Annotated in this window: 20 protein-coding genes; 3 read left to right on the top strand and 17 right to left on the bottom strand. The window is 66.4% G+C overall.

All coding sequences use genetic code 11. The features are described 5' to 3' along the window. Nucleotides 1-14: 14 nt before the first annotated feature. Together FEK34_RS21600 and FEK34_RS21595 are read right to left on the bottom strand one after the other, a co-directional pair. Nucleotides 15-494, bottom strand: a complete 480-nt coding sequence (locus tag FEK34_RS21600; protein ID WP_138450375.1) for an SRPBCC family protein — start codon at nucleotides 492-494, stop codon at nucleotides 15-17. Beyond that, a complete protein-coding gene (locus FEK34_RS21595) occupies nucleotides 491-844 on the bottom strand; it encodes an ArsR/SmtB family transcription factor (RefSeq protein WP_138450373.1) in 354 nt (117 codons plus the stop codon). The genes FEK34_RS21600 and FEK34_RS21595 overlap by 4 nt, the downstream gene beginning before the upstream one ends. A 191-nt stretch (nucleotides 845-1,035) precedes the next feature. On the opposite strand from FEK34_RS21595, the gene FEK34_RS21590 reads away from it, so the two are divergent. Together FEK34_RS21590 and FEK34_RS21585 are read left to right on the top strand one after the other, a co-directional pair. Beyond that, entirely contained in the window at nucleotides 1,036-1,668 is a 633-nt protein-coding gene (locus FEK34_RS21590; protein WP_138450362.1) for a hypothetical protein, read from the top strand. 58 nt (nucleotides 1,669-1,726) lie between these two features. Continuing rightward, nucleotides 1,727-2,923: a Fic family protein gene (locus FEK34_RS21585; protein WP_138450360.1), complete on the top strand. Its 1,197-nt coding sequence runs from the start codon at nucleotides 1,727-1,729 to the stop codon at nucleotides 2,921-2,923. Nucleotides 2,924-3,002: 79 nt separating this feature from the next. On the opposite strand, the gene FEK34_RS21580 is transcribed toward FEK34_RS21585, so the two are convergent. From FEK34_RS21580 to rplJ, 15 genes are all read right to left on the bottom strand, one after another. Continuing rightward, nucleotides 3,003-6,956 carry a DNA-directed RNA polymerase subunit beta' gene (locus FEK34_RS21580; protein ID WP_138450358.1) on the bottom strand — a complete coding sequence of 1,318 codons (3,954 nt, stop codon included), beginning with the start codon at nucleotides 6,954-6,956 and terminating at the stop codon, nucleotides 3,003-3,005. Nucleotides 6,957-7,055: 99 nt separating this feature from the next. Beyond that, nucleotides 7,056-10,580, bottom strand: coding sequence for a DNA-directed RNA polymerase subunit beta (locus tag FEK34_RS21575; protein ID WP_138450356.1), 3,525 nt, complete (start codon nucleotides 10,578-10,580; stop codon nucleotides 7,056-7,058). 468 nt (nucleotides 10,581-11,048) lie between these two features. Further along, a complete protein-coding gene (locus FEK34_RS21570) occupies nucleotides 11,049-11,828 on the bottom strand; it encodes a hypothetical protein (RefSeq protein WP_249359464.1) in 780 nt (259 codons plus the stop codon). A gap of 57 nt (nucleotides 11,829-11,885) precedes the next feature. Further along, the gene (locus FEK34_RS21565; protein ID WP_249359463.1) at nucleotides 11,886-12,824 is read right to left on the bottom strand and encodes a hypothetical protein; all 939 of its coding nucleotides are present in this window, start codon (nucleotides 12,822-12,824) and stop codon (nucleotides 11,886-11,888) included. Nucleotides 12,825-12,847: 23 nt separating this feature from the next. Then, nucleotides 12,848-14,089, bottom strand: a complete 1,242-nt coding sequence (locus FEK34_RS21560) for an MCE family protein (RefSeq protein ID WP_138450354.1) — start codon at nucleotides 14,087-14,089, stop codon at nucleotides 12,848-12,850. Beyond that, a complete protein-coding gene (locus FEK34_RS21555) occupies nucleotides 14,086-15,315 on the bottom strand; it encodes an MCE family protein (RefSeq protein ID WP_138450352.1) in 1,230 nt (409 codons plus the stop codon). The genes FEK34_RS21560 and FEK34_RS21555 overlap by 4 nt, the downstream gene beginning before the upstream one ends. Continuing rightward, nucleotides 15,312-16,541, bottom strand: a complete 1,230-nt coding sequence (locus FEK34_RS21550; protein ID WP_138450350.1) for an MCE family protein — start codon at nucleotides 16,539-16,541, stop codon at nucleotides 15,312-15,314. The genes FEK34_RS21555 and FEK34_RS21550 overlap by 4 nt, the downstream gene beginning before the upstream one ends. Further along, entirely contained in the window at nucleotides 16,541-17,551 is a 1,011-nt protein-coding gene (locus FEK34_RS21545; RefSeq protein WP_171048324.1) for an MCE family protein, read from the bottom strand. The genes FEK34_RS21550 and FEK34_RS21545 overlap by 1 nt, the downstream gene beginning before the upstream one ends. After that, complete coding sequence (locus tag FEK34_RS21540) at nucleotides 17,551-18,630, bottom strand: MCE family protein (protein WP_171048323.1); 1,080 nt, start codon at nucleotides 18,628-18,630, stop codon at nucleotides 17,551-17,553. The genes FEK34_RS21545 and FEK34_RS21540 overlap by 1 nt, the downstream gene beginning before the upstream one ends. Then, the gene (locus tag FEK34_RS21535; protein ID WP_138450348.1) at nucleotides 18,627-19,979 is read right to left on the bottom strand and encodes an MCE family protein; all 1,353 of its coding nucleotides are present in this window, start codon (nucleotides 19,977-19,979) and stop codon (nucleotides 18,627-18,629) included. The genes FEK34_RS21540 and FEK34_RS21535 overlap by 4 nt, the downstream gene beginning before the upstream one ends. After that, the gene (locus tag FEK34_RS21530; RefSeq protein WP_373365079.1) at nucleotides 19,976-20,740 is read right to left on the bottom strand and encodes an ABC transporter permease; all 765 of its coding nucleotides are present in this window, start codon (nucleotides 20,738-20,740) and stop codon (nucleotides 19,976-19,978) included. Before FEK34_RS21530 ends, FEK34_RS21535 begins: the two co-directional genes overlap by 4 nt. Nucleotides 20,741-20,846: 106 nt before the next feature. Next, entirely contained in the window at nucleotides 20,847-21,641 is a 795-nt protein-coding gene (locus tag FEK34_RS21525) for an MlaE family ABC transporter permease (RefSeq protein WP_036540477.1), read from the bottom strand. A gap of 136 nt (nucleotides 21,642-21,777) precedes the next feature. Beyond that, the gene (locus FEK34_RS21520; protein WP_138450346.1) at nucleotides 21,778-22,851 is read right to left on the bottom strand and encodes an ABC transporter ATP-binding protein; all 1,074 of its coding nucleotides are present in this window, start codon (nucleotides 22,849-22,851) and stop codon (nucleotides 21,778-21,780) included. Nucleotides 22,852-23,094: 243 nt separating this feature from the next. Beyond that, nucleotides 23,095-23,481 (bottom strand): 50S ribosomal protein L7/L12, encoded by a 387-nt coding sequence (gene rplL / locus FEK34_RS21515; protein ID WP_138450344.1) that lies wholly within the window; start codon nucleotides 23,479-23,481, stop codon nucleotides 23,095-23,097. 63 nt (nucleotides 23,482-23,544) lie between these two features. Beyond that, nucleotides 23,545-24,072, bottom strand: a complete 528-nt coding sequence (gene rplJ / locus FEK34_RS21510; RefSeq protein WP_014353098.1) for a 50S ribosomal protein L10 — start codon at nucleotides 24,070-24,072, stop codon at nucleotides 23,545-23,547. 422 nt (nucleotides 24,073-24,494) lie between these two features. Here rplJ and FEK34_RS21505 point away from each other — a divergent pair, with 422 nt between their 5' ends. Then, a complete protein-coding gene (locus FEK34_RS21505; protein ID WP_138450342.1) occupies nucleotides 24,495-26,111 on the top strand; it encodes an MFS transporter in 1,617 nt (538 codons plus the stop codon). Nucleotides 26,112-26,126 lie beyond the last annotated feature (15 nt).

Genomic DNA, 26,126 nt, shown 5'->3' with positions numbered 1-26,126 from the left:
GGAACTGCTGGCGCTCACGCCGATTCGGCCAGCAAGGCGTCCAGAGCCCGGTAGCTGTCGTTGAGCCCGGATTCCATGCCGGACTCGAGCATGCCGTCACGTTCGGCCTTGGTGTGGAACTGGCTGTCGGTGACCACCTTCGTGCGTCCGTCTCCGAGGTCGACGAACGTGGTGGCATCGATGGCGACGTGGGCGGGCATGCCGTCCCATTCGAAGGACTGCACGATCCGCTCCTTCGGGGTGATCTCCCGGAAGCGCCCCTCGAAGCCGTGCGACTCACCGTCGGCGTGTTCGACGAAGCGCCAGTGCCCGCCCTTGCGGAACTCCCAGCGTTCGACATCGAGCTGATTGCCGCGACCCCACCAGCGCGACAGCTGCTCGATCCTGCTGTAGGCGTCCCAGACGCGATCTACCGGGGCGTTGAACACCCGCTCGACATGGATCTCGGTATCCGAGGTCGTGCTGATGACGGCATCGTTCGTGGTAGTGCTCATCGGTTGTGCTCCGTTTCCCTTGGTTCGATTTCCGTTGATTCGAGGAATTCACCGAGACGGTCCATCCGGGCCTCCACCATCCGCCGATAGCCCTGCATCCAGGCCACCTCACGGTCGAAGACGTTCTCGCCGAGCCGGCAGTACCGCACCCGGCCGCGCTTCTCCGTGACCACCATCCCCGCCGCTTCGAGCAGGTGGAGGTGCTTCTTGATGCCGGTGAGGGTCATCGAGAAGCGCTCCGCCAGCTCGCTGACGGTGGCGGGACCACGTCCGAGGTGCTCGAGGATGCCCCGTCGAGTGGGGTCCGCGAGCGCTCCGAAGGAGGCGTCTAGAAAGTCATACTGAACCATCTAGTTCAGTGTTGCCGATCGATTCCGCCGCTGTCAATGCCCTGGCGCGAATTCCCGGCGACTCCTGGTTGTGTGGCGTCACGAAACCTCCCTGGACCACAGCATTTGGTTTCTGCCGTTGCGGTGCGCCCGGTATGGTCTTCGCAACCCGAACCGGACATTTCGCCGACGGCGCGCACGCAAAGGACACGATGAGGCTCACCAGGATCACCGCGACGACACTGCTCACGCTGGCCGTCACCGGCCTCAGCGCCGGCCTCGCCCCCGCCGACCCCGCTGCCGACAAGGCGAAACTCGACCTGTCCGGCACCGTCGAGCAGATCGACTACCGGGTCAGCGCCGACCAGGAGCGGCGCGCCGCGGTGACCACGGTCGACGGCGGCCGCTTCGACCTGATCGAAGACGACCGGGTCGTCACCCTCACCGATCGCACCGGCCACGTCGTCGCCGCGTTCCCCATGGCCATCCGCCTCGGCGACAAGCAGGTCGAACTGACCCCGCTGATCGAGAACGACGGCACCAGCCTCACCCTCGCCCCGGCCGCCTCGGAGACCGCACCCGCCCCGCTGCGCGACATCAACGCCGAGGAACGCTTCTTCGCCGAGGTCGAACGCCACAAGCCGGCCATCATCACCGGCGCGGTGATCGGCGGCGCCATCGGCTTCGTCCTCGGCCTGCCCCTTGGCCTGTTCGTCCTCGACTTCATCACCGTCCCCGTCGGCACCGTCGTCGGCGCCGCCATCGGCGCCTTCGCCGGCCTCGCCCACTCCGGCGGCCAACCCGCCATCGACGCCGCGGTCGCCTATATGACCCGCACGCCCTGAAGGTAGTTCGCCACGGCCTTACACTCAGTTTTGAGGAAACTGAGTGTAAGTTCGGGTCATGGAATCAGTTACGCCATGGCCGCCGATTGGCTGGGAGGCGCGGACTTGGGTTCCATCGGTCCCCCCAGACCTGGTATCGCGAAGGATCCGAGAGCGCCACCGCGGCCCCTACGAGTCCGCTGTCGTGCCACGCATCGCTGCGCAGCCGGTCCACCTGCCCAGCGCGATACTCGCCGTCGCCGACGAAGCTTCGATTGAGATCGCGCGCTTCGATGCCGAGTCCGGCGCACGACTGGCGCCCTTCGGCGCGATCTTGCTGCGATCGGAATCTACATCGTCGTCCCGCATCGAAAACCTCACCTCCGGCGCAAAGGCGATAGCACTCGCCGAACTCGGCGCTACCGATCAACGCAATGCCGTAGAGATCGTCGGCAACGTTCACGCCATGCAGACCGCCATCGACCTCAGCGGCCAGCTCGATGAGAACCTTGTGCTCGCCATGCATTCGGCATTGATGTCGGCCATCGACTCGGGATCGGCCGGCCAGTGGCGGACCGAGCAGGTCTGGATCGGCGGAGACAGCTACGGCCCGCACGGAGCGACGTTCGTCCCTCCGCATCACGACCACGTTCCAGCGGCGATGGCCGACCTTATGGCCTTCACCCGCCGCGATGACATTCCGATTCTTGCGCATTCAGCCATATCGCACGCACAGTTCGAAACGATCCATCCGTTCACCGATGGCAACGGACGTACCGGCCGAGCACTGATCCACTCGATGCTGCGTGCGAAGGAACTCACTCCCAACGTGACGGTTCCGATCGCTGCCGGCCTGCTCACCGATGTCGATGCGTATTTCTCCGCGCTGACCGCCTATCGTGCCGGTGACCTGGCACCGATCGTCACCGCCCTAGCGGAGGCATCATTCGCCGCGATCACCAATGCCCGCCAACTGGTGTCGGAGATCTCCAGCACCAGGCAACGATGGGACTCGATGATCAGGGCCCGCCCGCAGGCCATGTCCTGGCAGGTCGCCGATCTGGCACTACGAATCCCGGTATTCGATGCGGAGACCGTCGCACGAGAACTCGGCACCACTGCCTCGAACGCACTGCGAGCCCTCTCCCCCCTCGCCGAGGCCGGCATCCTCACCGAGTTCACCGGTATGCGCCGCAACCGCATGTGGCAGGCCCGGGAGATCCTCGACGCGCTCGACGCATTCGCCGCTCGCGCCGGTCGCCGAAGCCTCGGCTGACCAGGTTCGGTCGAAGAAAAACATTCGGCCCCCGCACCGTGAACGATGCGGGAGCCGAATGGTGTTGCCTACCTACCGATTACCGGTAGTCGCTGAAACCGTAGTCGTCCAGCGGGACCGCGGCACCGGTGGTGGTGCCGAAGCCCTCGGGGCTGTAGTAGGTGTCGTCGTAGGACGGCACCGCGTACGCCGCGGCACGGGCCTCTTCGGTGGGCTGAACCTGGATGTTGCGGTAACGGTTGATACCGGTACCGGCGGGGATCAGCTTACCGATGATCACGTTCTCCTTGAGGCCGATGAGCTTGTCGGAGCGGCAGTTGATGGCCGCGTCCGTCAGAACTCGGGTGGTCTCCTGGAACGACGCCGCCGACAGCCACGAGTCGGTGGCCAGCGACGCCTTGGTGATACCCATCAGCACCGGGCGACCGGCCGCGGGCTCGCCGCCCTCGGACACGACGCGACGGTTGGCCGCCTCGAACTCGGCGCGCTCGGTGAGCGAACCGGGCAGGAACTCGGTGGCACCGGAGTCGATGATCGTCACACGACGCAGCATCTGACGCACGATGACCTCGATGTGCTTGTCGTGGATCGACACACCCTGCGAGCGGTAGACCTCCTGGACCTCGTGGACCAGGTGGATCTGCACCTGACGGGGGCCCATCACGCGCAGCACCTCGTGCGGATCCGCCGCGCCTTCCAGCAGCTGCTGGCCGACCTCGACGTGGTCACCGTCGGAGAGCAGACGCTCGGTGCCGTCGTCGTGCTTGAACACGCGCAGCCGCTGACGCTTCGAGAGCTTGTCGTAGACGACCTCTTCACCACCGTCATCCGGGATGATGGTGATCTTGTAGAAGCGATCGTCGTCCTCGAGCCGCACCCGGCCGGAGACCTCGGCGATCGGCGCCTTGCCCTTCGGCACACGAGCCTCGAACAGCTCCTGAACACGCGGCAGACCGCCGGTGATGTCGTCACCCGCGACACCACCCTGGTGGAAGGTACGCATGGTCAGCTGGGTACCGGGCTCACCGATGGACTGCGCGGCGACGATACCGACGGCCTCACCGATGTCGACCAGCTTGCCGGTCGCCATGGAGCGGCCGTAGCAGGTCGCGCACACGCCGGTGCCGGTGGTGCAGGTCAGCACGGAGCGGACCTTCACCTCGGTGATGCCGGCCTCGAGCAGCGCCTCGATCGCCGGGTCGCCGAGATCGTGCCCCTTCGTGATGATGACGTTGCCGTCGGCGTCGATCGCATCCTGCGCCAGCGTGCGGGCGTAGGTGGAGGTTTCGACGTGCGCATCGCGGATGAGCGTGCCGTCGGGCTGCTTCTCCGCGATCGGCACCACGATGCCGCGCTCGGTGCCACAGTCGTGCTCGCGCACGATGACGTCCTGCGAGACGTCCACCAGACGACGGGTCAGGTAACCCGAGTCGGCGGTACGCAGCGCGGTGTCGGCCAGACCCTTACGGGCACCGTGGGTGTTGATGAAGTACTCGAGAACGGTCAGGCCCTCACGGAAGGAGGACTTGATCGGCCGCGGGATGAACTCACCCTTCGGGTTCGTCACCAGACCCTTCATACCGGCGAGGGTACGAGTCTGGGTGAAGTTACCCGTGGCGCCCGAATCGACGATCGTGATGATCGGGTTGTCGGCCGGGTAGTGCGCGCGCAGCGCCTTACCGACCTCTTCGGTCGCCTCCTGCCAGATCTTGACCAGGGCGTTGTTGCGCTCCTGGTGATCGAGCGCACCACGCTGGTACTTCTTCTCGATCTGATCCGACTGCGCCTCGTAGCGCTCCATGATCTCGGCCTTCTCCGGCGGAACCAGAACGTCCGACATGGAGACGGTGACACCCGAACGTGTGGCCCAGTAGAAGCCGGCGTCCTTGAGCTTGTCGACGGTCTGCGCGACCACGATCATCGGGTAGCGCTCGGCGAGATCGTTGATGATCGTCGCCTGCCGCTTCTTCGGCATCTGCTCGTTGATGAACGGGTAGTCCGCGGGCAGCAGCTCGTTGAACAGCACCCGGCCCAGCGTGGTCTTGGTGGTCCACGCATCGCCGCGACGCCAGCCGTCGGGGAACAGCTCGGCCTCGACGTCCTTGGGCGGACGCTGCTCGGTCAGCCGCACCTTGATCAGCGAACGCACGGTCAGCTCACCACGGTCGACGGCCATCTGCGCCTCGGCGGGCGAGGAGTACACGCCCTGCTCCGGCCCATCCTTGGTGGCGGGCTGGTACTCGCCCTTGGCGCCTTCCTGCAGGCGGGTCAGGTAGTACAGACCGGTCACCATGTCCAGACGCGGCATGGCCAGCGGGCGACCCGAGGCCGGCGACAGGATGTTGTTCGACGACAGCATCAGGATGCGCGCCTCGGCCTGCGCCTCCGCCGACAGCGGCAGGTGCACGGCCATCTGGTCACCGTCGAAGTCGGCGTTGAACGCCTCACAGACCAGCGGGTGCAGCTGGATGGCCTTACCTTCCACCAGCTGCGGCTCGAAGGCCTGGATACCGAGACGGTGCAGGGTGGGCGCGCGGTTGAGCAGCACCGGGTGCTCGGCGATGACCTCTTCGAGGACGTCCCACACCTGGGGCCGCTGACGCTCGACCATCCGCTTGGCGGACTTGATGTTCTGCGCGTGGTTCAGGTCGACCAGACGCTTCATGACGAACGGCTTGAACAGCTCGAGCGCCATCAGCTTCGGCAGACCGCACTGGTGCAGCTTGAGCTGCGGGCCGACGACGATGACCGAACGGCCCGAGTAGTCGACACGCTTACCGAGCAGGTTCTGCCGGAAACGACCCTGCTTGCCCTTGAGCAGATCGCTCAGCGACTTCAGCGGGCGGTTACCCGGTCCGGTGACCGGGCGACCGCGACGGCCGTTGTCGAACAGCGCGTCCACCGACTCCTGCAGCATCCGCTTCTCGTTGTTGACGATGATCTCGGGCGCACCGAGGTCGATCAGTCGCTTGAGGCGGTTGTTGCGGTTGATCACGCGGCGGTACAGGTCGTTCAGGTCGGAAGTGGCGAAACGGCCACCGTCGAGCTGAACCATCGGGCGCAGCTCCGGCGGGATCACCGGAACGGCGTCGAGCACCATGCCCATGGGCGAGTTGCCGTTGGACTGGAACGCGGCCACGACCTTCAGTCGCTTGAGCGCACGCAGCTTCTTCTGGCCCTTACCGCTGCGGATGGTCTCGCGCAGCGATTCGGCCTCGGCCTCGATGTCGAAGTTCTCCATCAGCTTCTGGATGGACTCCGCGCCCATCGCACCGGTGAAGTACTCGCCGTAGCGGTCGGTCAGCTCGCGGTAGAGGACCTCGTCCACGATGAGCTGCTTGGGGGCCAGCTTGGTGAAGGTGGTCCAGATCTCGTCGAGGCGGTCCAGCTCACGCTGGGCGCGGTCGCGGATCTGCTTCATCTCGCGCTCGCCGCCGTCCTTGACCTTGCGGCGGACGTCGGACTTGGCGCCTTCGGCCTCGAGCTCGGCGATATCGGCCTCGAGCTTCTGCGCGCGGGCCTCGAGATCGGCGTCGCGCTGATCGGCGACGGCCTTCTTCTCGACCTCCATCTCGGCCTCGAGGGTCGACAGCTCGTTGTGCCGCAGTTCCTCGTCGACGCTGGTGATGACGTAGGCGGCGAAGTAGATGATCTTTTCCAGATCCTTCGGCGCCAGGTCCAGCAGGTAGCCGAGCCGCGAGGGCACACCCTTGAAGTACCAGATGTGGGTGACCGGCGCGGCCAGCTCGATGTGGCCCATCCGCTCACGACGCACCTTGGCGCGGGTGACCTCGACGCCACAGCGCTCACAGATGATGCCCTTGAAGCGGACACGCTTGTACTTACCGCAGTAGCACTCCCAGTCCCGGGTGGGACCGAAGATCTTCTCGCAGAACAAGCCATCCTTCTCCGGCTTGAGCGTGCGGTAGTTGATGGTCTCCGGCTTCTTCACCTCACCGTAGGACCACCGGCGGATGTCTTCGGCGGTGGCAAGGCCGATCCGGAGTTCATCGAAGAAGTTGACGTCTAGCACGTAACTTCCTTTCCCCTGTGCGGGTCGAATTCGAGCAAAAGTTCACTAGTGAGTCGAGCGCGGAGGCCGGATGCCCGAGCAGGGCATCCGGCCGGCCGCCTAGTTCGCCAAATCGTCGACGGTGGCCGCTTCGTTCCTGGACAGGTTGATGCCCAGGTTGGCCGCCGCCCGCTCCAGGTCCTCGTCGTCGCCGTCGCGCATCTCGATCGCGGCGCCGTCGGACGACAGCACCTCGACGTTGAGGCACAGCGACTGGAGTTCCTTGAGCAGCACCTTGAACGATTCCGGAATGCCCGGCTCCGGAATGTTCTCGCCCTTGACGATCGCCTCGTAGACCTTCACACGGCCCACCACGTCGTCGGACTTGATGGTCAGCAGTTCCTGCAGGGTGTAGGCGGCGCCGTAGGCCTGCATGGCCCAGCACTCCATCTCACCGAAGCGCTGACCACCGAACTGCGCCTTACCACCGAGCGGCTGCTGGGTGATCATCGAGTACGGGCCGGTCGAACGGGCGTGGATCTTGTCGTCGACCAGGTGATGCAGCTTCAGGATGTACATGTAGCCGACCGCGACCGGGTACGGGAACGGCTCGCCGGAGCGGCCGTCGAACAGGGTCGCCTTGCCGTTCTCGTCGACCATGCGGTCACCGTCACGGTTGGGCAGGGTCGAGGCGAGCAGACCGGTGAGCTCCTCCTCGCGGGCACCGTCGAACACCGGGGTGGCGATGTTCGAGTCGGCCGGCGCGGCCAGCATCTCCTCCGGCAGGGCCTTGGCCCAGTCGGGACGGGAGCCGTCACCGGCCACGTCGACCTTCCAGCCCGCCTTGCCGATCCACCCGAGGTGGGTCTCCAAGATCTGGCCGATGTTCATACGACGCGGCACACCGTGGGTGTTCAGGATGATGTCGACCGGGGTGCCGTCGGGCAGGAACGGCATGTCCTCGGTGGGGAGGATCTTGCCGATGACGCCCTTGTTGCCGTGGCGGCCGGCGAGCTTGTCGCCGTCCTGGATCTTGCGCTTCTGCGCCACGTACACCCGGACCAGCTCGTTCACGCCGGGAGGCAGATCGTCGTCGTCATCGCGCGAGAACACGCGGATGCCGATGACCTTGCCGGACTCACCGTGCGGCACCTTCAGCGAGGTGTCGCGAACCTCGCGGGCCTTCTCACCGAAGATGGCGCGCAGCAGCCGCTCCTCCGGGGTCAGCTCGGTCTCACCCTTCGGGGTGACCTTGCCGACCAGGATGTCGCCGTCGCGGACCTCGGCGCCGATGCGCACGATGCCGCGCTCGTCCAGATCGGCCAGCACCTCGTCGGAGACGTTCGGGATGTCCCGGGTGATCTCCTCGGCGCCCAGCTTGGTGTCGCGGGCGTCGATCTCGTGCTCTTCGATGTGGATGGAGGTGAGGACGTCGTCCTCCACGAGGCGCTGCGACAGGATGATCGCGTCCTCGTAGTTGTGGCCCTCCCACGGCATGATCGCGACGAGCAGGTTCTTGCCCAGCGCCATCTCACCGTTCTCGGTGCAGGGACCGTCGGCGAGGACCTGGCCGGTCTCGACCCGCTGACCCTCGTCCACGATCGGACGCTGGTTGGCGCAGGTGCCCTGGTTGGAGCGGGCGAACTTGCGCATCCGGTAGGACTTGCGGGTGCCGTCGTCGGCCATCACGGTGACGTAGTCGGCGGAGACCTCCTCGACCACACCGGCCTTCTCGTTCACCACCACGTCACCGGCGTCGACCGCGGCGCGCAGCTCCATGCCGGTACCCACCACGGGGGCCTCGGAACGGATCAGCGGCACGGCCTGACGCTGCATGTTCGCACCCATGAGGGCACGGTTGGCGTCGTCGTGCTCGAGGAACGGGATCATGGCGGTCGCCACCGACACCATCTGGCGCGGCGAGACGTCCATGTAGGTGACCTCGGCCGGGGAGACGTACTCCATCTCCTCGTTGCCCTTGCGGGCGAGGACCCGGTCGTCGAGGAAGTTGCCGTCGGCGTCGATCGGCGAGTTCGCCTGGGCGCGGACCTCGCGGTCCTCCTCGTCGGCGGTGAGGTACTTGACCTCGTCGGTGACGCGGCCGTCGACGACCTTGCGGTACGGCGTCTCGATGAAACCGAACGGGTTGACCCGCGCGTACACCGACAGCGAACCGATCAGGCCGATGTTCGGGCCTTCCGGGGTCTCGATCGGGCACATGCGGCCGTAGTGCGAGGGGTGGACGTCACGGACTTCCAGGCCGGCGCGCTCACGGGACAGACCACCGGGGCCGAGCGCGTTCAGGCGGCGCTTGTGGGTCAGGCCCGACAGCGGGTTGTTCTGGTCCATGAACTGCGACAGCTGGGAGGTTCCGAAGAACTCCTTGATCGCGGCGACGACCGGGCGGATGTTGATCAGGGTCTGCGGCGTGATGGCCTCGACGTCCTGGGTGGTCATCCGCTCGCGGACCACACGCTCCATGCGGGACAGGCCGACCCGGATCTGGTTCTGGATCAGCTCGCCGACGGTGCGGATACGACGGTTGCCGAAGTGGTCGATGTCGTCGACCTCGACGGGAACCTCGGCGCCGCCGGGCGCGGTCATCGCGCGGTCACCGGCGTGCAGGCGCACCAGGTACTCGATGATGTTGACGATGTCTTCCTTCGTCAGCACCGAGCTGGTGACCGGCTCGCCCAGGTGGACGCCCAGCTTCTTGTTGATCTTGTAGCGACCCACGCGCGCCAGGTCGTAGCGCTTCTCCTTGAAGAACAGGTTCTCCAGCAGGGTCTGCGCGGACTCCTTGGTGGGCGGCTCGCCCGGACGCAGCTTGCGGTAGATGTCCAGCAGCGCCTCGTCCTGACCGGCGGTGTTGTCCTTCTCGAGGGTGGACATCATGATCTCGGAGAAGCCGAAACGCTCGACGATCTCCTCGGTGGTCAGACCCAGCGCCTTGAGCAGCACGGTGACCGGCTGACGACGCTTGCGGTCGATGCGAACGCCGACGGTGTCGCGCTTGTCGACGTCGAACTCCAGCCACGCGCCACGGCTCGGGATGACCCGCACGCTGTGCAGATCCTTCTCGGTGCTCTTGTCGACGGTGTGGTCGAAGTAGACACCGGGCGAGCGCACCAGCTGCGAGACGACGACGCGCTCGGTGCCGTTGATGATGAAGGTGCCCTTGTCGGTCATCATCGGGAAATCACCCATGAAGACCGTCTGGCTCTTGATCTCACCGGTGTTGTTGTTGATGAACTCCGCGGTGACGAACAGCGGAGCCGCGTAGGTCATGTCCTTGTCTTTGCACTCATCGATGGAGGCCTTGACCTCTTCGAAGCGCGGATCGGAGAAGGACAGAGACATCGACCCGGAGAAATCCTCGATGGGCGAGAGCTCCTCGAGCACCTCCTCGAGCCCACCGACCAGGCCGACGTCGCCGCGGGCGGCTGCCCGCTCACGCCATTCGGGCGACCCGATCAGCCAGGCGAAAGATTCCGTTTGTAGATCGAGAAGCCCGGGCACCGCAAGCGGCTCCCTGAGCTTCGCGAAAGACACCCGCAACGGGGCCCCGGGGATAGACCCCGCAACTCCCAGCTTCGAATTGGCGCTTGTCTGGGTGGAGACTGCCAAGATGCGTCCTTCCAGCACCTCACGCGCGTCGCGTGGTGGTCCGCGACCGTCGCTTGTCTGCTACGAATTCCGCTGGTTACAACCCGAACGAAACTCGAACAGGCACCAACGGAAGTAACACCGGAAGGTGGAACTTACGTGTGCAAATCGAGGTATGGACAGGAGGCAGCCAGCGCAACGTCCAAACTTACACCTACTGACACGGAGGTGTCAAAGTACCAGCCGTGCGAATTTTCGCGAGGCTGACGCGCCGTGTCCGGCCCACCCTGCTCCGGCCGGGTCCGATTCCGCTGGCTGCGTCGAGAACCACGGTGAGCCGAGTGTCGACTGTGACGGATTACCGCCACGGTGACAGCTGCCGCTGCTGTGAATAGCGTGACGGGTCCGGCGGGACTCGTCAAGTGGCAGCGCCGGGTGGACAGTCGGCGAGATCGACTGCCCCGCTGCGCTTGTCCCGGCTTTCCGGCCGCCCTGATCAGGCGCTCGTCAGCGGTCGACGATGTCCTCGGCCAGCCACCGGCCGTCCACCTTGCGCATCTGCAGCACCACCGGCCCGGCCACGCTCTGCTGCGCGATGCCGTCCTTCTCGGCGCTCACCACGAGGTTGACCAGAACCTCGGCGCGATCACCGGTCAGCTTGGTCACACCGACCGGCTCGACATGCGCTTCGGTGCTGGTCCCGGCCTGTTTGATGGCCGAAATGGTGGTGGCGGCGTAGCTGTCGAGCTCCGCGCGCATCTTGCCGGTGAGCACCTTGGAGACGGCTGCCTGATAGCCGTCGATGTCCTTCAGCTGATAGCCGTAGACGGTGCGCAGCGCGTGCTCGGCGGCGGCGCGCACCTCCTCGGTCGCGGCGTTGTCGACGAAGGCGGCGTTGTCGTCGGGGACGCCGGGCCGCAGCGCGGCGACGACGGCGAACACGGCCAGCGCGAGCGCGGCGATGCCGCAGGCCAGCGGGAGGGTCCAGGAGCGGGCGCGGTCGGCTTCGCGGCGCCGGCGCGGGAAGAAACGGCGGCGATCTCGTCCGGTGGGCGCCGGACGCGACAGCCGCGTTGCCCTCGCGGCCTTCGCTCGCGGCGCGCGTTTGACCTTCGCCCCGGTCATGGCGGCCGGGCCGCGGGTCTCCACGCCGCGCGGACCAGCGGCGCGGGCAGGGGCGATACCCCTTGTGCCCGTCGACGGGGTGCCCGTGCGGCGGACCGGGCGCGGCGTGCGTTCGACCGGGCGGCGGGAGGAGATCTTGTTGACGGGTCGGCGTTCAGCCATCGCGGTTCCTCCTGGCACCGGTTGCGGACTGGGGTTGTGGGGTGGGCTCACGGAGTCTCACCCACCGGCGGCGTTGCCCGGGCTGTCCTGGGCAGGAGCATCCGGCGACTCGAGCGGTGCGGGAGCGGCGCTCGACTCGGCCGGTTCGCCCGGCTCACCCGAGGCGGGGCCGGGCGAGGGACCGTCGGGAGTGGCGGGCTGCCCCGGCTCCACCGGATCGGCAGGATCGGTCCCGGCGTCGTTCAACGGCACCGGCTGGCCCAGCGACGACACCTGCTCGGCCTTCCAGATATCGCCGTCCTTGGCCATATCGAGGGTCCAGGTATATCGATACCCGGCCGGCCGCTCTCCAGGCTTGGCCTCGGTGACCCGCAGCACCACCAGCGCCGACGCGCGATCCAGCTCCGAGTTCAGCGAGGTCAGCGCGGCACCGAGCACACTCGACTCCATCCGTACGCCCGCCTGCTTCGCCATCGCCTCGGCCTGCTGCTGATGTTCGGTGGCCGAGGCCAGGATCGGCCCGGTCATCGACGAGCGCGCGAGCGCCAGCGATCCCGGCACGTCGTCGATATTCATCGAGGTCATATTGATCGCGGCCTGCTGCGCGGCATCCAGCGCCGCATCGCGCGCGGCCACCCGCGGACCATCGGTGAAGAAGGCCGCCCGCACCCAGCCCGCCCCGAACCAAGCCGCCGCGGCCAGGGCGATCACCAGCGCACCCACGGCCGCCACGGTCACGACCCGCGGCGGACCGGACCGCTCACCGCGACGATCGGCAGCGCGTTCGCCGGCCGCACCGGCGCCGGGCGCACTCTCGGCCGCGACCTGCGCAGATTCGGATCGGCTGGTCGAAGTGCCGCCGGCCTCGCCGGTCAGCTCGGCGCCGGGATCGGGCGATGCGAGGTCGGCGGGCTCAGCCGATGAGTTGCCTACGCCTTCCGCATTGTCGCGGGGCGGCTCGCGGGTGTCCTCGGGGTCGGGCGGGTCGAGATTCACTGCGCACCTCGTGTCGTATCGGGTCAGCGTTTCGGGGTCACTCCCAGCAGGGTGGAGATCTGGACGGCGATGGGGGTGAGGTTGAGCTTGTCGGGGTCGACCTTGGGGTTGTCGTCCCAGGGCTGGGTGATGAGCGGGTCGGCGAGGTCGGCGCGTTCGCCGCCGCGGACGGCGGTGGGGTTGCCGAAGGGCACCGCGCAGTGGGCCTCGGTATTGAAGGGGAACTCGTCGCGGGTGTCGTCGAAGTCGGGGTTCTGCGCCTTCATCTGGTCGAGGATGGCCTTGGTGCCCTCGTAGCCGACGGTGCAGGCGGGCGGGTTGTTGGTTTCCAGGACGAGCCCGAAGTGGCTGGTGCCGTCGCCGGGCGCGGTGGCCGAGGCGCCGATCGAGAGCTGCGGCAGCATTTGCAGCAGCGGTTTGAGTGCGTAGAACTTCGGCGAGATCGCCAGCAGCAGTACCCGCAGGTTAGCCAGGTCGGTGGTCAGCGCGGCGCCGCTCTCGTCGAGCAGCGCGCCGATCTGTTCTCCGGCGTCGGTGCCGGTGCCGATCAGCCTGCGCACCGCGGGATCGCTGGTCCGCAATTGAGCGGCGAGCTGATCGAGTCCGGCGCTGAATTCGCGGATCGCATCCGATTGGGCGGCCTGGGTGCCGAGCGCGACCCGGCCGTCACGTATGAGCTGCACCGTCTGCGGCAGTGCCTCGCGGAAGCTCTCGGTGAAGGTGTTCAGGGATTCGAGCAGCGCGCGCAGGTCGCCGCCCTTGCCGTCGAGTGCGCGGCCCAGTTCGGTGACGGTGGTGCTCAGCGCGGTCAGGTCGACGGTGCTCGCCAGGGTGTCGACGCTGCCGATCAGCTCCTCCACCGGCACCGGCGTGGTCACCGCGTCGATGATCGACCCGTCCCGCAGATACGGTTCGCCCACGGTGTCCGGTTGCAGGTCCACATATTGCTCGCCGATCGCCGACCGGTTGGCCACCACCGCGCGCGCCGACGCCGGGATCTTGGGCGAGCTCGAATCGATCACCAGCCTGATCAGCACCCCGTCGTCGGTGAGGTCCACGCCGCCGACCCGGCCCACCGGCACTCCGCGATAGGTGACCTCTGCGCCGGTGTAGGCGCCGCCGGTGTGCTCATTGCGCAGCAGCACCTCGTACTGGCCGAAGCCGAGCATGTGGTCGAGCCGGATATAGCGGGCGCCGACGTAGACGACGCCGAGCACCGCGATGATCGCGAAAGCGACCAGTTGCCACCGCACCATGCGCGTCATCGCGGACCACCTCCGAACGGTTCGAGCAGCGGCCCGAGCTGCGGCGGCAACCCCGGCACACCCGGCTGTCCCGGAACCGGCACGACGGCCATCGTCGGCGGCAGCGGGAACAGCGACACCGTCGGCCAGCCGGGGCGCGGCCCGTTGCCGCCGTAGTACGGATTGGACGGATCGACGTTGACCGGCGGCCCGACCGGCGGGATGTACACCGGATCGGGTTTGCCGACGCCGAGGTTGCTCAGGGTGACGCCGATCTGCTGGTCCACCGACAGCCAGGTGTTGACCTGTCCGCCGAAGGTGCCCTCGAGCGTCGAATCCGGGAACGGATAGGTCGGCACCAGCGGCAGCGCGGTCACCAGATCGGGGGCGGCGCGCCCGAGTTCTTGCAGCGCGGGCCGCAATGCGCGCAGATCGCGGATGAGATCGTCTTTGGCCGTATCGATGACGTCGAATCCGGCCCGCCCGACCCGGTCCAGCTGGGCCAGCAGCGCGATCAGCTGGGGCCGCTGTTCTTCCAGGATCCGGATGCCTTCGGGCAGTTCGTCGAGAATCTGATCGAGTTGGCGGGTCTGCGCCGCGACCCGGTTGCTCAGCGTCTCCAGTCCGTCGAGTGCCCTGGTGATGTCGTCGACCTGTTCCTCGAGCCCGCCGATCAGGGTGTTCGCTTGTTCCAGTACCGCTCGCACCCGGTCCTCGCGGCCGCCGAGCGCCTTGTTCAACTCGCTGACGATCGGCTGCAATTGCGCCACCCCACCGCCGTTGAGCAGCAGTGACAGTGCGCCGAGTACCTGCTCCACCTCGGTGGCGTGCCGGGTGTTGGTCAACGGGATCACCGCGCCGTCGGTGAGTCTGGGCCCCGCATCGTCGCCCTCGGGCGCGGACAGTTCGATGAACTTCTCCCCCAGCAGATTCGATTGCCGGACTTCGGCCAGCGCGTTCGCGGGCAGGTCGACCGAGGAGTTCACCACCGTGGAGACATTCGCGGTCCAGCCGTCCTCGGCGAGGCTGATGTCCTCCACCCGTCCGACCGGCACGCCCTCGACCTTCACCGCCGATTGCGGCACCAGATCCAGCACGTCGTCGAAGCGGATATCGATGTGCATCGGGTCCGATCCGACGTCGGCGCCGCCGGGCAGCGGAATGCTGTAGATACCGTCCGACGAGCACGAACCCACCAGCAGCCCGGACAGCATCGCGGCCGCCGCGACCACCATCCGCCGCATCATTTCGGGCCTCCCTGCGAGGGCGGCAGCCGGTTCGACGGCGTGCCGGGCACGGTCCCGGGTACGGGGGCGCGCTGCTGGTTCTCGGCGCTGAGAATGCCGAACGGCAGGATCAGCGTCGGTGTCTTGACGGCGGCGGTGATCTGGTCGGTGATGTGCTTGCAGCGTTCGAGCAGCGGACGCATCTGCTTGCCGAGCGCCTCGAACTTCGGGTCGCCGGGCATCAGTTTGCTCAGGTCGAGCATCCGGCACATCGCGCCGAACGGGTCTTGCAGATCGGTGAAATTGGCGCGCATATCCAGCGTGCCGGATTCACCGTTGTGTATATTGATGAGGTTGCTCAGCGCCACCGGCAGCACCGGCAACGCCTCGGCCAGCGCGTCGCGCCGGTCGGCGAGGGTCTGGGTGAGGGTGATGAGCGAATCGGCATTGCCCTGAATCAGCTGCCGGTTGGCGTCGATGAACCGGGCGACATCACCGAGCGCGATGGACAACAGTTCCAGCGCGTTGCCGAGATTCTGCCGTTCACCCGCCAGGAATGACGATAGGTCGGCGAGCTGGGTATTGAACTGGCGCACCTGCTGGTCGTTGCGGGCGAGCATGGTGATGAACGCTTGCAGATTCTTCACGGTGTCGAAGATGTCGCCGCGCGAATCCGACAGCGTGCGCGCGGCCGCCGACAGTTCGGTGATGCCGTCGGCGATCGCGGCGCCGTTGCCCGCGAGGTTCTGCGCGGTGGTCTGCACCAGTGCGTCCAGCGCGCCGTCGGCGTTGGCGCCGTCCGGGCCGAGCGCTTCCGACAGTTCGGTGATGCTGCGGTAGAGCTGGTCGACCTCGACCGGTGTGGCGGTGCGCTCACGCGGAATCGTGGCGGTGCGCCCCATTTTCGGGCCGCCGCGATAGACGGGGGTGAGCTGGATGAAACGGTCCGAGACGATCGAGGGCGTGATCTGGGCGGCGCGCGCGTCGGCAGGGACGTCGTACGAGCGGTCGACCCTCATCACGATCTTCACCTGATCGCCCAGCGGTTCCACCGAATCCACCGACCCCACCGGCACCCCGAGGATCCGCACATCGGAACCCTCGTAGATGCCGACCGACCGATCGAAATAGGCGGTGATCGTGGTGGTATTGAGCCGGTCGAACACCCACCACAGCGCACCGGCCAGCACCAGCGCGATCACCGCGACCAACGTGATCGCGATCTTGCCGCCACGCCGCAACGCCATCAGTTGCCTCCCAGCGTGCGCACCGGCGGCCGGTAACCGGGGATCTCCGGGAGGCCGGGCGGGGTGATGTTGACGATCACCGCGTCGAACCAGCGTCCGGTGCCTAGCACATTCGCGTACAGCCCGTAGAACGGCGCCGCCAGCTCGAGGGTCTTGGTGATGTTGGCCTGATTCGCGTTGAGCAGATCGATCGCGGCCTGCAAATTGGTCAGTGCGGGCCCGATCTGTTTCTCGTTGTCGGCCACCAGCGCACTCAGCTCGGTGGACACGGTCTGCGCGCCGGCCAGCAACTGCGAGATGGCCTGCTGACGGATATTGAGTTCGGCGAACAGCTGCCCGCCCGAGGTCAGCAGCCGCTCGAATTCGGCATTACGGTCGGCAAGCACCTGGGTGGTCTTCTTGGTCGCGGCGAACAGTTTGCGCAGTTCGTCATCGCGTTTGGCCACCGTGTTCGACAGCCGGGTCACCCCGTTGATCGCGCTGCGGATGTGCGGCGGGGTGGCGGCGAAGGCGTCGGAGAGCACCCGCATGGAGGTGGCCAGCTGGGTGGTGTCGATCTCGTCGAGGGTGCGGGCGGCGTCGCTGAAGGCGTCGATGACGTCGTACGGGGAGACGGTGCGCGACAACGGGATCCGCTCGCTGGGGTCGGCCACCCGCGAACCCTGCGGATCCAGCGCCAGGTACTTCTGCCCGAGCAGGGTCTTGATCTGGATGGACGCCGTGGTCTCGTCACCGATCCAGGTGTCCCTGGTGCGGAAATCCACCACCACTCGGTCGCCGTCGAGCCGCACTCCCGACACCGAGCCCACCTTCACCCCGGCGACGCGCACTTCGTCGCCGCGATCGAGCCCTGCCGCCTCCGAGAATTCGGCCGAGTAGGAGATGCCTGCCCCGATGATCGGCAGCCGGTCCAGGAAGAACGCCGACATCGTCACCAGCAGCACCATCACCAGCCCGAGCACGCCGATGAAGGCGGGGCTGCGTTTGCCGAGCAGAACCCGGTCGTCCATCAGCGGCCTCCTTCCCCATGGCAGCGCGGTGCGGCATTGGTGTAGAGCGGCTGGTTGATCGTCGGCAGCCCCGCGGGCAGGTTCAGCTGAGGCGCATCCGGGGCGCCCGGGCCCGCGACGATGTCGATGCCGCACAGATAGAACTGGAACCACGAGCCGTAACTGCCCACGCGGCCGAGCTTTTCCATCTTGATCGGCAGCGTCGCCAGCGCCTGATCCACTTCGTCGCGGCGTTCGTTGATCACCCCGGTGAGCTGGTTGATGCCGGCGATGGTGCCTTGCAGCGACGGCCTGGTCGGCACCAGCAGCTCGGAGGTGGCGGTGGCGACGTCGCCGAGGGAGGTGACCGCGCGGCCGATGGTGTCGCGCTGCGCGGCGAGTCCGTCCACCAGCGCCGCGGTATTGACCACGAGCTGATCGAACTGGTCCTCGCGGGCATTGATGGTGTCGAGCACCTCGGTCAGATCGCGAACCAGCTCCCCGATCACCGCGTCCTTGTCGGCGATCTTGTTGGTGAGATTCGCGGTGCTGGCCACCAGATCGGCGATGGTGCCCTGCTCACCCTGGAAGACCTGAATGATCTCGTAGGACAGCTTGTTGACGTCCTCGGGCTGCAAGGTCCGAAACAGCGGCCGGAACCCGTCGAACAGGGTGGTCAGATTCAGCGCGGGCCGGGTGCGCTCCAGCGGAATCGTCGCGCCCTCGTTGATTTTCCGGCCCTGTTCACCGGGCCCGCGCTCCAATTCGATGTAGCGCTGCCCGACCAGATTGCGGAAGCGGATGGTGGCCGTCACCGAGGCGGGCAGCCACTCGCGGTCGGTGAGTTCGAATTTCACCTCGGCCACCCGGCGGTCCACGATCGAAATCCCGGTCACCTTGCCGACGCGGACACCGGCGATACGGATCTCATCACCCGGATTGAGCGAGGTGACGTCGGTGAAGCGGGCCTTGAACATGGTTCCGCCGCCGGTGTAGTTCGCGATCGACAGCCCGAGCATCACCGTCGCGAACAACGTCACCACCACGAAGATCGCGAGCTTGATGAGCGGCCCGCCCAGACCGCGCAGTTGCGCCTTCATCGCACACTCACCTCGCTCCCGCGAAAGGCCGGTGCGGCGATCCTGGTCACCCAGCCCGGTACCTGCTCCGGCGAAACACCTTGCGCGGCACCGTAGATCGCACCGAGCGCGTGCTGCTCCCCCGGCGAACCCGCGATGGTCGGCGTGTTGCCCGCGGGAAACACCCCGAACTGGGGTGGTTGCATGGCGCCGATCTGCTGATCGCCGGGATTGCGACTGGGCGGCTGAAAGGAGCCGTCGTTATTGGGCCCGCCCGGATATTGCCCGGCATCCACACCCAGCGGGAACTCCGGGAAGCAGGCCGGGCCGCGGGTGTCGAGCCAGCGCGGTTCATCCTGATTGGGCAGGTAGCGGCCGCGGGTGTTGACCAGCTCGATCGTCACCCGGGAGCCGGGCCGGTCGGTGCCCATGCCCATGATCTCGTCGATGCGCGGGCGCATCTTGGCGAAGTTGGCCAGCGCGCAGGCGTAGGTCGGCGAATAGGTGGCCAGCAGTTCCAGCGCCGGACGGGCGTCGGCGGCCACATCGATGACGTTGTCGTGGTTGGCGATCAGGAAATCGGCGGTCGCGGCGGAGGTGGGCGTCAGGGTGGCCAGCAGGACGTCGATATCGGTGCGTCGCTGCACGATGGTCGCGTTGGTGGTGCGCAGTTTGTCCAGCGCGTCGATGAGCTGCGGTGCGGCATCGGCATATGTGATGGCGGTTTCAGCGAGACTGCGCAGCCCCTCGCGCAATTCGGGCAGCACCGCGTTGACGTCGGTGAGGATGACGTCGAGCCGGTCCAGCGTCGCACCGAGCTCCTCCCCCTGCCCGGCCAGCGCCTGCGAGAGCGCGCCGAGGGTGGCCGCCAGATCCTGCGGCGGAATCGCCTGCAACAGCGGCAGCAGATCGTCGAGCAGTTTGCTCACCTCGATGGCATTGCCACTGGCGTCCTGATGCAGCGTCACCCCGGACGTCAGGTGCTGCGGGCTGGGATCCTGCGGAATCAGCAGATCCACATAGCGTTCGCCGAACAACGTCTTGGGCAGCAGCCGCGCGGTGGAATTCACCGGGATCTGCTCGGCGCGCTCCGGATCGATCGCGAGTTCGAGGGTCACCTGACCGCCCTCGGCGCGGCTGGAACGCACCTCGCCGACGGTGACGCCGCGCGCCTTCACATCGGCGTTCTTGGTCAGCGCATTGCCGACGCTGTCGGTGATCAACCGGACGTCGACCGAGTTCACGAAGGTCTTGTTGTAGATGGCCACCGTCGTCCACAGGAACAGCCCGACCACCACGAAGAAGGCGATGCCGAGCAGCCGATTGCGCACCTTGGCCGTCGACCGCCACCACTGCACCCGGCTGCTCATCCGGCCACCCGCACGGTCGTCGTGGTGCCCCAGATCGCCAGGCTCAGAAAGAAATCCAGCACATTGACCAGCACGATCGCCGCCCGCACCGCCCGGCCCACCGCCACCCCGACCCCGGCAGGTCCTCCGGTGGCGTGAAAACCGTAATAGCAGTGCACCATGATGATCACGAAGGCGAACACCAGCACCTTGAGGAACGAATACAGCACGTCCTCCGGTGGCAGGAACAGCCCGAAATAGTGGTCATAGGAGCCGCTGGATTGGCCGTTGAACCAGATACTGATCATCCGCGAGGCCAGAAAAGTGCCGAGCAGGCCGACGATATAGAGCGGGATGACCGCGAGGAATCCGGCGATCACCCTGGTCGTCACCAGAAACGGCACACCGGGCACCGCCATCACTTCCAGCGCGTCGATCTCCTCGGAAATGCGCATGGCACCCAATTGCGCGGTGAAGCCGCAGCCCACCGTCGCCGACAAGGCCAGCGCCGCCACCAGCGGCGCGATTTCCCTGGTGTTGATATAGGCGGTGAGAAAACCGGTGAGCACCGAACTGCCGAGCGAATCGAGCGCCTTGAAACCCTGCAACCCGACCACCACGCCGACCGACCCCGACATGAACACGATGACGCCGATCGTCCCGCCGATCACCGCGAGCGCACCGCTGCCGAAGGTCACCTCGGCCAGCAGCCGCATGACCTCCTTGCGGTAATGCACCGCGGTGCGCGGAATCCAGGCGATCGCCCTCGAGTAGAACGACATCTGCTCGCCGGCGCGATCGATGACGTTCAGCGGCGCACGTGCGATATCCCCGGCCCGGCGGGCCGTTTTCGCGAAGGCGGGATTGCGGTAGCGGACAGCCACCGTCTCAGGAGCCCTTTGCGGGAACAATCTGCAAATAGATCAAGGTCAGGACCAGGTTCACGAAGAAAAGCACCAGGAACGTGATCACCACTGATTGGTTCACCGCGTCGCCGACTCCTTTCGGCCCCCCGCTCGGATGCAGCCCCTTGTACGCGGCGATAACGCCGGCGATCAGCCCGAAAACGGCCGCTTTGATCTCACCGATCCACAGATCGGGCAGCTGGGCCAGCGCCGAGAACGACGCGAGATAGGCGCCCGGTGTTCCGCCCTGCAACAGGACATTGAAGAAATAGCCCCCGGCGATGCCGACCACCGACACCAGTCCGTTGAGCAGCAGCGCCACCAGCATCATGCCGAGCACGCGCGGTACGACCAGCTTCTGCACCGGATCGACGCCGAGTACCTCCAGCGCGTCGATCTCCTCGCGAATGGTGCGTGAGCCGAGGTCGGCGGCCACCGCGGAACCGGCCGCGCCCGCGATGATCAACGCCGTCACCACCGGCGCCGCCTGCTGCACGGTCGCGAGCACACTGGTCGCGCCGGTGAACGATTCGGCGCCGAGCTGTTTGATCAGCGAACCGGTCTGCAATGCCACGACCGCGCCGAACGGAATCGCCACCAGGGCGCTCGGCAGGATCGACACGCTGGCGATGAACCAGGATTGCTCGATGAACTCCCGCCATTGGAAGGGCCGGCGAAAAACCTTGCGCGCCACATCGAGGAACAGCGCGAAGATCTTTCCGGCCTGAGCGAACCCGGACTCGACCGGAGTCCGTAAACGCGCGAGCGTTGGGTTCACGGTGGCCGATGTTACCTGCGTTACACCTTGCGGCAGTCGCGCATAACTGCCGTGTCGCGGTCTTTATCGGCCACCCGGCCTCGAAAAGACGAATACCGCGCCGGTATTCCGGCGCGGTATCCGAGGGGGTGTGGTCTTACCTGTTCGGCATCTGCTGGTGCGGCACAGTGGAGTCGTACGGGCCGCCCTGCGACAGCTGGGCGGTGTCGTAGGACATCACCTGGGTGTCGTCGTTCTCGTCGAGCGACTGCTGGATGGCGACCTGCGCGGCGTGCGGCAGGGTGTGCATGATCTCGCGCACCCGCTGCTTGCGGCGGTGCACCGCCTGGCGCACCGGCATACCGGGGGTGGCCTTCATCTGCGGGATGATGCCCTCGATCTCCTCGGCGCCGCCGTGGTGGTGACCGGCGTCGACCATGGCCTGCTCGCGGGCCATCTGCGCCTCGTCCTTTTCCTCCGACATACCGATCGGGCCGATCATCCGGCCGTTGAGGAACTGCTTGACCACCGGCTCGTCGGAGGTGAGCAGCACCTCGCGGGGACCGAACATCACCAGCTGACGACGGAACAGCATGCCGATGTTGTCGGGCACGGTGCGGGCCAGGTTGATGTTGTGGGTCACGATCAGGATCGTGGCGTCGATCTGGGCGTTGATGTCGATGAGCAGCTGGCTCAGGTAGGTGGTGCGGACCGGGTCCAGACCGGAGTCCGGCTCGTCGACCAGGATGATCTGCGGGTCGAGCACCAGCGCGCGGGCCAGGCCGGCGCGTTTGCGCATACCGCCGGAGATTTCGCCGGGGAGCTTGAACTCCGCGCCGAGGAGACCCACCATCTCCATCTTCTCCATGACGATCTTCTTGATCTCCGACTCCGACTTCTTCGTGTGCTCACGCAACGGGAAGGCGACGTTGTCGAACAGATGCATGGAGCCGAACAGCGCGCCGTCCTGGAACAGGACGCCGAACAGCTTGCGGATCTCGTAGAGCTCCTTGTTGGAGCAGGTGGTGATATCGGTGCCGTCGATGTAGATCGAGCCGCGCTCGGGGCGCAGCAGACCGATCAGCGACTTCAGGAAGACCGACTTACCGGTACCGGAGGGACCGAGCAGCGCACTGACCTCCCCGGCGGGCAGGGTGATCGATACGTCCTGCCAAATCCGCTGGGAACCAAAGGACTTGGTAATGCCTTCGGTCCTGACCTCGACGCCCACGCCAACCTCCACATTTCTCAGCGAGCCGCCCCACCGGCGAACCGCGCGCTCGACCTCGCGGTGTGTCACGTCACAGTGGGTTCGGTCACTCTATCGCATGGGCATGTCGTCGCACACCCCAACCTGACCGAAGAGTAACCCTCGCACGGTCCCGTTATTCGCCCGGCCCTGATACGCGGCCGGAAAACACGAACGGGCGGCCCCTCGAAAAGGGACCGCCCGTTACGGCGTTTCGCTCGGAAATTACTTGACCGAGACCGAGGCGCCGGCCGCTTCCAGCTTCTCCTTGGCGGCGTCGGCGGCGTCCTTGGCGACCTTCTCCAGGATCGGCTTCGGGGCACCCTCGACCAGGTCCTTGGCTTCCTTCAGGCCCAGGCCGGAGACGATCTCGCGGACCACCTTGATGACCTGGATCTTCTTGTCGCCGGCACCCTCGAGGATGACGTCGAACTCGTCCTGCTCTTCGGCGGCCTCGGCGGCACCACCGGCAGCGGCGCCACCGACGGCGGCGACGGCGACCGGAGCGGCAGCGGTGACCTCGAACTTCTCCTCGAACTTCTTGACGAAGTCCGACAGCTCGAGCAGGGTCATGTTGCCGAAGGTCTCGAGCAGTTCGTCAACGTTGGCCATTGTTGTTTCCTTTCGGTAGATGATGTCTGGGTCGGACGAGAATCGCCCGGGGGTTGGTGGCGCTTATTCGGCGCCTTCGGCCCGCTTCTTGTCCTCGAGCGCGGCGGCCAGGCGGGCCACCTGCGACGCGGGAGCGTTGAACAGGCCTGCAGCCTTGGCCAGGTTGCCCTTCAGCGCACCGGCCAGCTTGGCCAGCAGCACCTCGCGGGTTTCCAGGTCGGCGATCTTCTCGACCTCGGACACGGACAGCGCGTTGCCGTCCATGTAGCCGCCCTTGATGACCAGCGCCTTGTGGTCCTTGGCGAAGGTCTTGAGCGCCTTCGCCGCGTTGACCGGCTCGCCCTGGATGAAGGCGATAGCGGTCGGTCCGACGAACAAGTCGTCCAGGCCCTCGACACCGGCCTCGGCGGCAGCCCGCTTGACCAGGGTGTTCTTGGCGACGGAGTACGTGGCGTCGGCACCGAGCGCGCGGCGCAGTTCGGTGAGGGCACCAACGGACAGGCCACGGTATTCCGTGACGACGGTGGCCGTCGAGCTCTTGAACTGCTCAGCGATCTCCGCGACCGCGGTGACCTTCTCGGGTTTTGCCATACTTCGCCTCCTCTCTGATGTCGGTTCGGACCCGAACTACCGACCTGAGGTGGCGATACAACAAACGCCCCGGACGCAGAGCGTTCCGGGGCGCAATAGGACATACGATACGAGCCGGGGCCCGTGTCGAGTACCTGCCTCGGCTCTCCCTGCGTGGGCCGCCGGCTGCTGCCGGACCTTCGACCGAACCCATGCGGGAACGGCGACCAACGGTCTTCGGTAGAACGGATTGGGTAGCGATCGAACACGTCGATAACTTCGCTTCAGAGTACCGGTAGGTCTCCCATCTGGCAAAACGGGGTTCTTCCAGTCCTCGAAAAGGTCATTTCGAGTGTCTTGCATCACATTTGATGTCCAGAGTGATCGAGATCGCTGACATTAAGTGTTACTTCAAGTAACTGTTACTGCATACCCTGCTCGGCATGACAACCTCACTAGTCGCTCCACCGGTGCTGCTGGAACGACGCGCGCACCGATTCCTCGCGCTCGCGGTCATCTGCCTGGCCGAACTGCTGGTCGTGCTCGACAACACCATCGTCAACGTGGCCCTGCCGTCCATCGGCGTCGAACTGTCCACCGGCGTCAGCGGCCTGCAATGGGTGGTCGACGCCTACACCCTCACCTTCGCCGGCCTGCTGCTGGCCTTCGGCAATCTCGGCGACCGCTACGGGCGGCGCCGGGTGATGATGATCGGCCTGGCAGGCGTCGGCGCGATGTCGGTGGCCGGTGCGCTGTCCACCTCGCTCGACGGCGTCATCGCCGCCCGCGCCGCCATGGGTGTGTTCGCCGCCGCGGTGTTCCCGGCGACGTTGGCGCTGGTCATCAATATCTTCACCGACCGAAGGGAACGCGCCCTCGCCATCGCGGCCTGGACCGCCATGGCCGGCTTCGCCATCGCGATCGGGCCGATCTCCGGCGGCTGGCTGCTCGAGCATTTCTCCTGGCATTCGGTCTTCTGGATCAACGTGCCGGTGGCGCTGGTGGCCCTGATCGCCACCGTGTTGTGGGTGCCGGAATCCCGGTCGTCGGAGGTCGGCAGGCTCGACCTCGTCGGTATCGCCCTGTCCATCGCCGGCATCACCCTGCTGGTGTGGGCGATCATCGAGGCGCCGCACTACGGCTGGCTCTCGGCGACGACGCTCACGGCGGGCGCGGCAGGTCTCGCGCTGCTGGCCGCGTTCATCGGCTGGGAATTGCGCACCCGCGCACCGATTCTGGATATGCGCCTGTTCCGTAACCGCCGGTTCTCGCTGCCCGCCTTGGCCATCGCGGTCGGCTACTTCTCGATGTTCGGTTTCCTGTTCCTGATCACCCAGTATTTCCAAGGAGTCCGGGAATATACGCCGCTCGAATTCGGTATCGCTTCTTTGCCTTTCGCGTTCTCGGTCGCGGTCGGGGCGCCCGTCGCCACCCTGCTCGCGCAGCGGCTCGGCACCACCCCGGTCATCGTGTTCGGTCTGCTGCTGACCGGGCTCGGCCTCTATCTCGGCGGTCAGGTGAGCGTCGACAGCGCGTATCTCACCGATGTGCTGCCGTCGATGGTGTCGATGGCACTCGGCCTGGCGATCGTGCAGGGACCCGCCACCGAATCGATCATGTCGTCGCTGCCGTTGAACGAGGCGGGCGCAGGCTCGGCGGTCAACGACACCACCCGTGAATTCGGCGGCACCCTCGGTGTGGCCGTACTGGGCTCGATCGTCGCCTCGTACTACACGACGAAGGTCGCGCCGCTGATCGACCGGGTGCCGGGGACGCTGATGTCGGACAACGAGAAGGACTTCGCGAAGGCGACACCCTTGAGCGTGCTGGAAATGCGTAAGCGGGAACTGGCACCGTTCTTCGAATCGCAGCGCGAGAACATCATCACCGCGATGAAGGCGGCCTGCCTGGAAGGTTCACATGCGGCGTCGCTGGTGGCCACGGGTGCGGTGGTGGGCTGTGCGGTGATCGTCGCGATCTTCCTGCCCTGGGGTGTGCAGGACGGGGATTCGGTGCTGCTCGGCTGGCGCGGGAAACCCGAATCGGACCCCGTGGATTAGACCGTCGAGGCCTAC

Source organism: Nocardia cyriacigeorgica (genome assembly GCF_005863245.1).
Taxonomy (GTDB): Bacteria; Actinomycetota; Actinomycetes; order Mycobacteriales; family Mycobacteriaceae; genus Nocardia; species Nocardia cyriacigeorgica_C.
Note: the sequence above shows the minus strand (reverse complement) of the source record. Positions and strands in the feature narration are given on the sequence as shown.

Excerpts from the sequence above, each read along its gene's own strand:
- FEK34_RS21600 (WP_138450375.1), bottom strand. The coding sequence starts at position 494 with ATGAGCACTACCACGAACGATGCCGTCATCAGCACGACCTCGGATACC.
- FEK34_RS21595 (WP_138450373.1), bottom strand. The coding sequence starts at position 844 with ATGGTTCAGTATGACTTTCTAGACGCCTCCTTCGGAGCGCTCGCGGAC.
- FEK34_RS21590 (WP_138450362.1), top strand. The coding sequence starts at position 1,036 with ATGAGGCTCACCAGGATCACCGCGACGACACTGCTCACGCTGGCCGTC.
- FEK34_RS21585 (WP_138450360.1), top strand. The coding sequence starts at position 1,727 with ATGGAATCAGTTACGCCATGGCCGCCGATTGGCTGGGAGGCGCGGACT.
- FEK34_RS21570 (WP_249359464.1), bottom strand. The coding sequence starts at position 11,828 with ATGGCTGAACGCCGACCCGTCAACAAGATCTCCTCCCGCCGCCCGGTC.
- FEK34_RS21560 (WP_138450354.1), bottom strand. The coding sequence starts at position 14,089 with ATGACGCGCATGGTGCGGTGGCAACTGGTCGCTTTCGCGATCATCGCG.
- FEK34_RS21555 (WP_138450352.1), bottom strand. The coding sequence starts at position 15,315 with ATGATGCGGCGGATGGTGGTCGCGGCGGCCGCGATGCTGTCCGGGCTG.
- FEK34_RS21550 (WP_138450350.1), bottom strand. The coding sequence starts at position 16,541 with ATGGCGTTGCGGCGTGGCGGCAAGATCGCGATCACGTTGGTCGCGGTG.
- FEK34_RS21545 (WP_171048324.1), bottom strand. The coding sequence starts at position 17,551 with ATGGACGACCGGGTTCTGCTCGGCAAACGCAGCCCCGCCTTCATCGGC.
- FEK34_RS21540 (WP_171048323.1), bottom strand. The coding sequence starts at position 18,630 with ATGAAGGCGCAACTGCGCGGTCTGGGCGGGCCGCTCATCAAGCTCGCG.
- FEK34_RS21535 (WP_138450348.1), bottom strand. The coding sequence starts at position 19,979 with ATGAGCAGCCGGGTGCAGTGGTGGCGGTCGACGGCCAAGGTGCGCAAT.
- FEK34_RS21530 (WP_373365079.1), bottom strand. The coding sequence starts at position 20,740 with ATGTCGTTCTACTCGAGGGCGATCGCCTGGATTCCGCGCACCGCGGTG.
- rplL (WP_138450344.1), bottom strand. The coding sequence starts at position 23,481 with ATGGCCAACGTTGACGAACTGCTCGAGACCTTCGGCAACATGACCCTG.
- rplJ (WP_014353098.1), bottom strand. The coding sequence starts at position 24,072 with ATGGCAAAACCCGAGAAGGTCACCGCGGTCGCGGAGATCGCTGAGCAG.
- FEK34_RS21505 (WP_138450342.1), top strand. The coding sequence starts at position 24,495 with ATGACAACCTCACTAGTCGCTCCACCGGTGCTGCTGGAACGACGCGCG.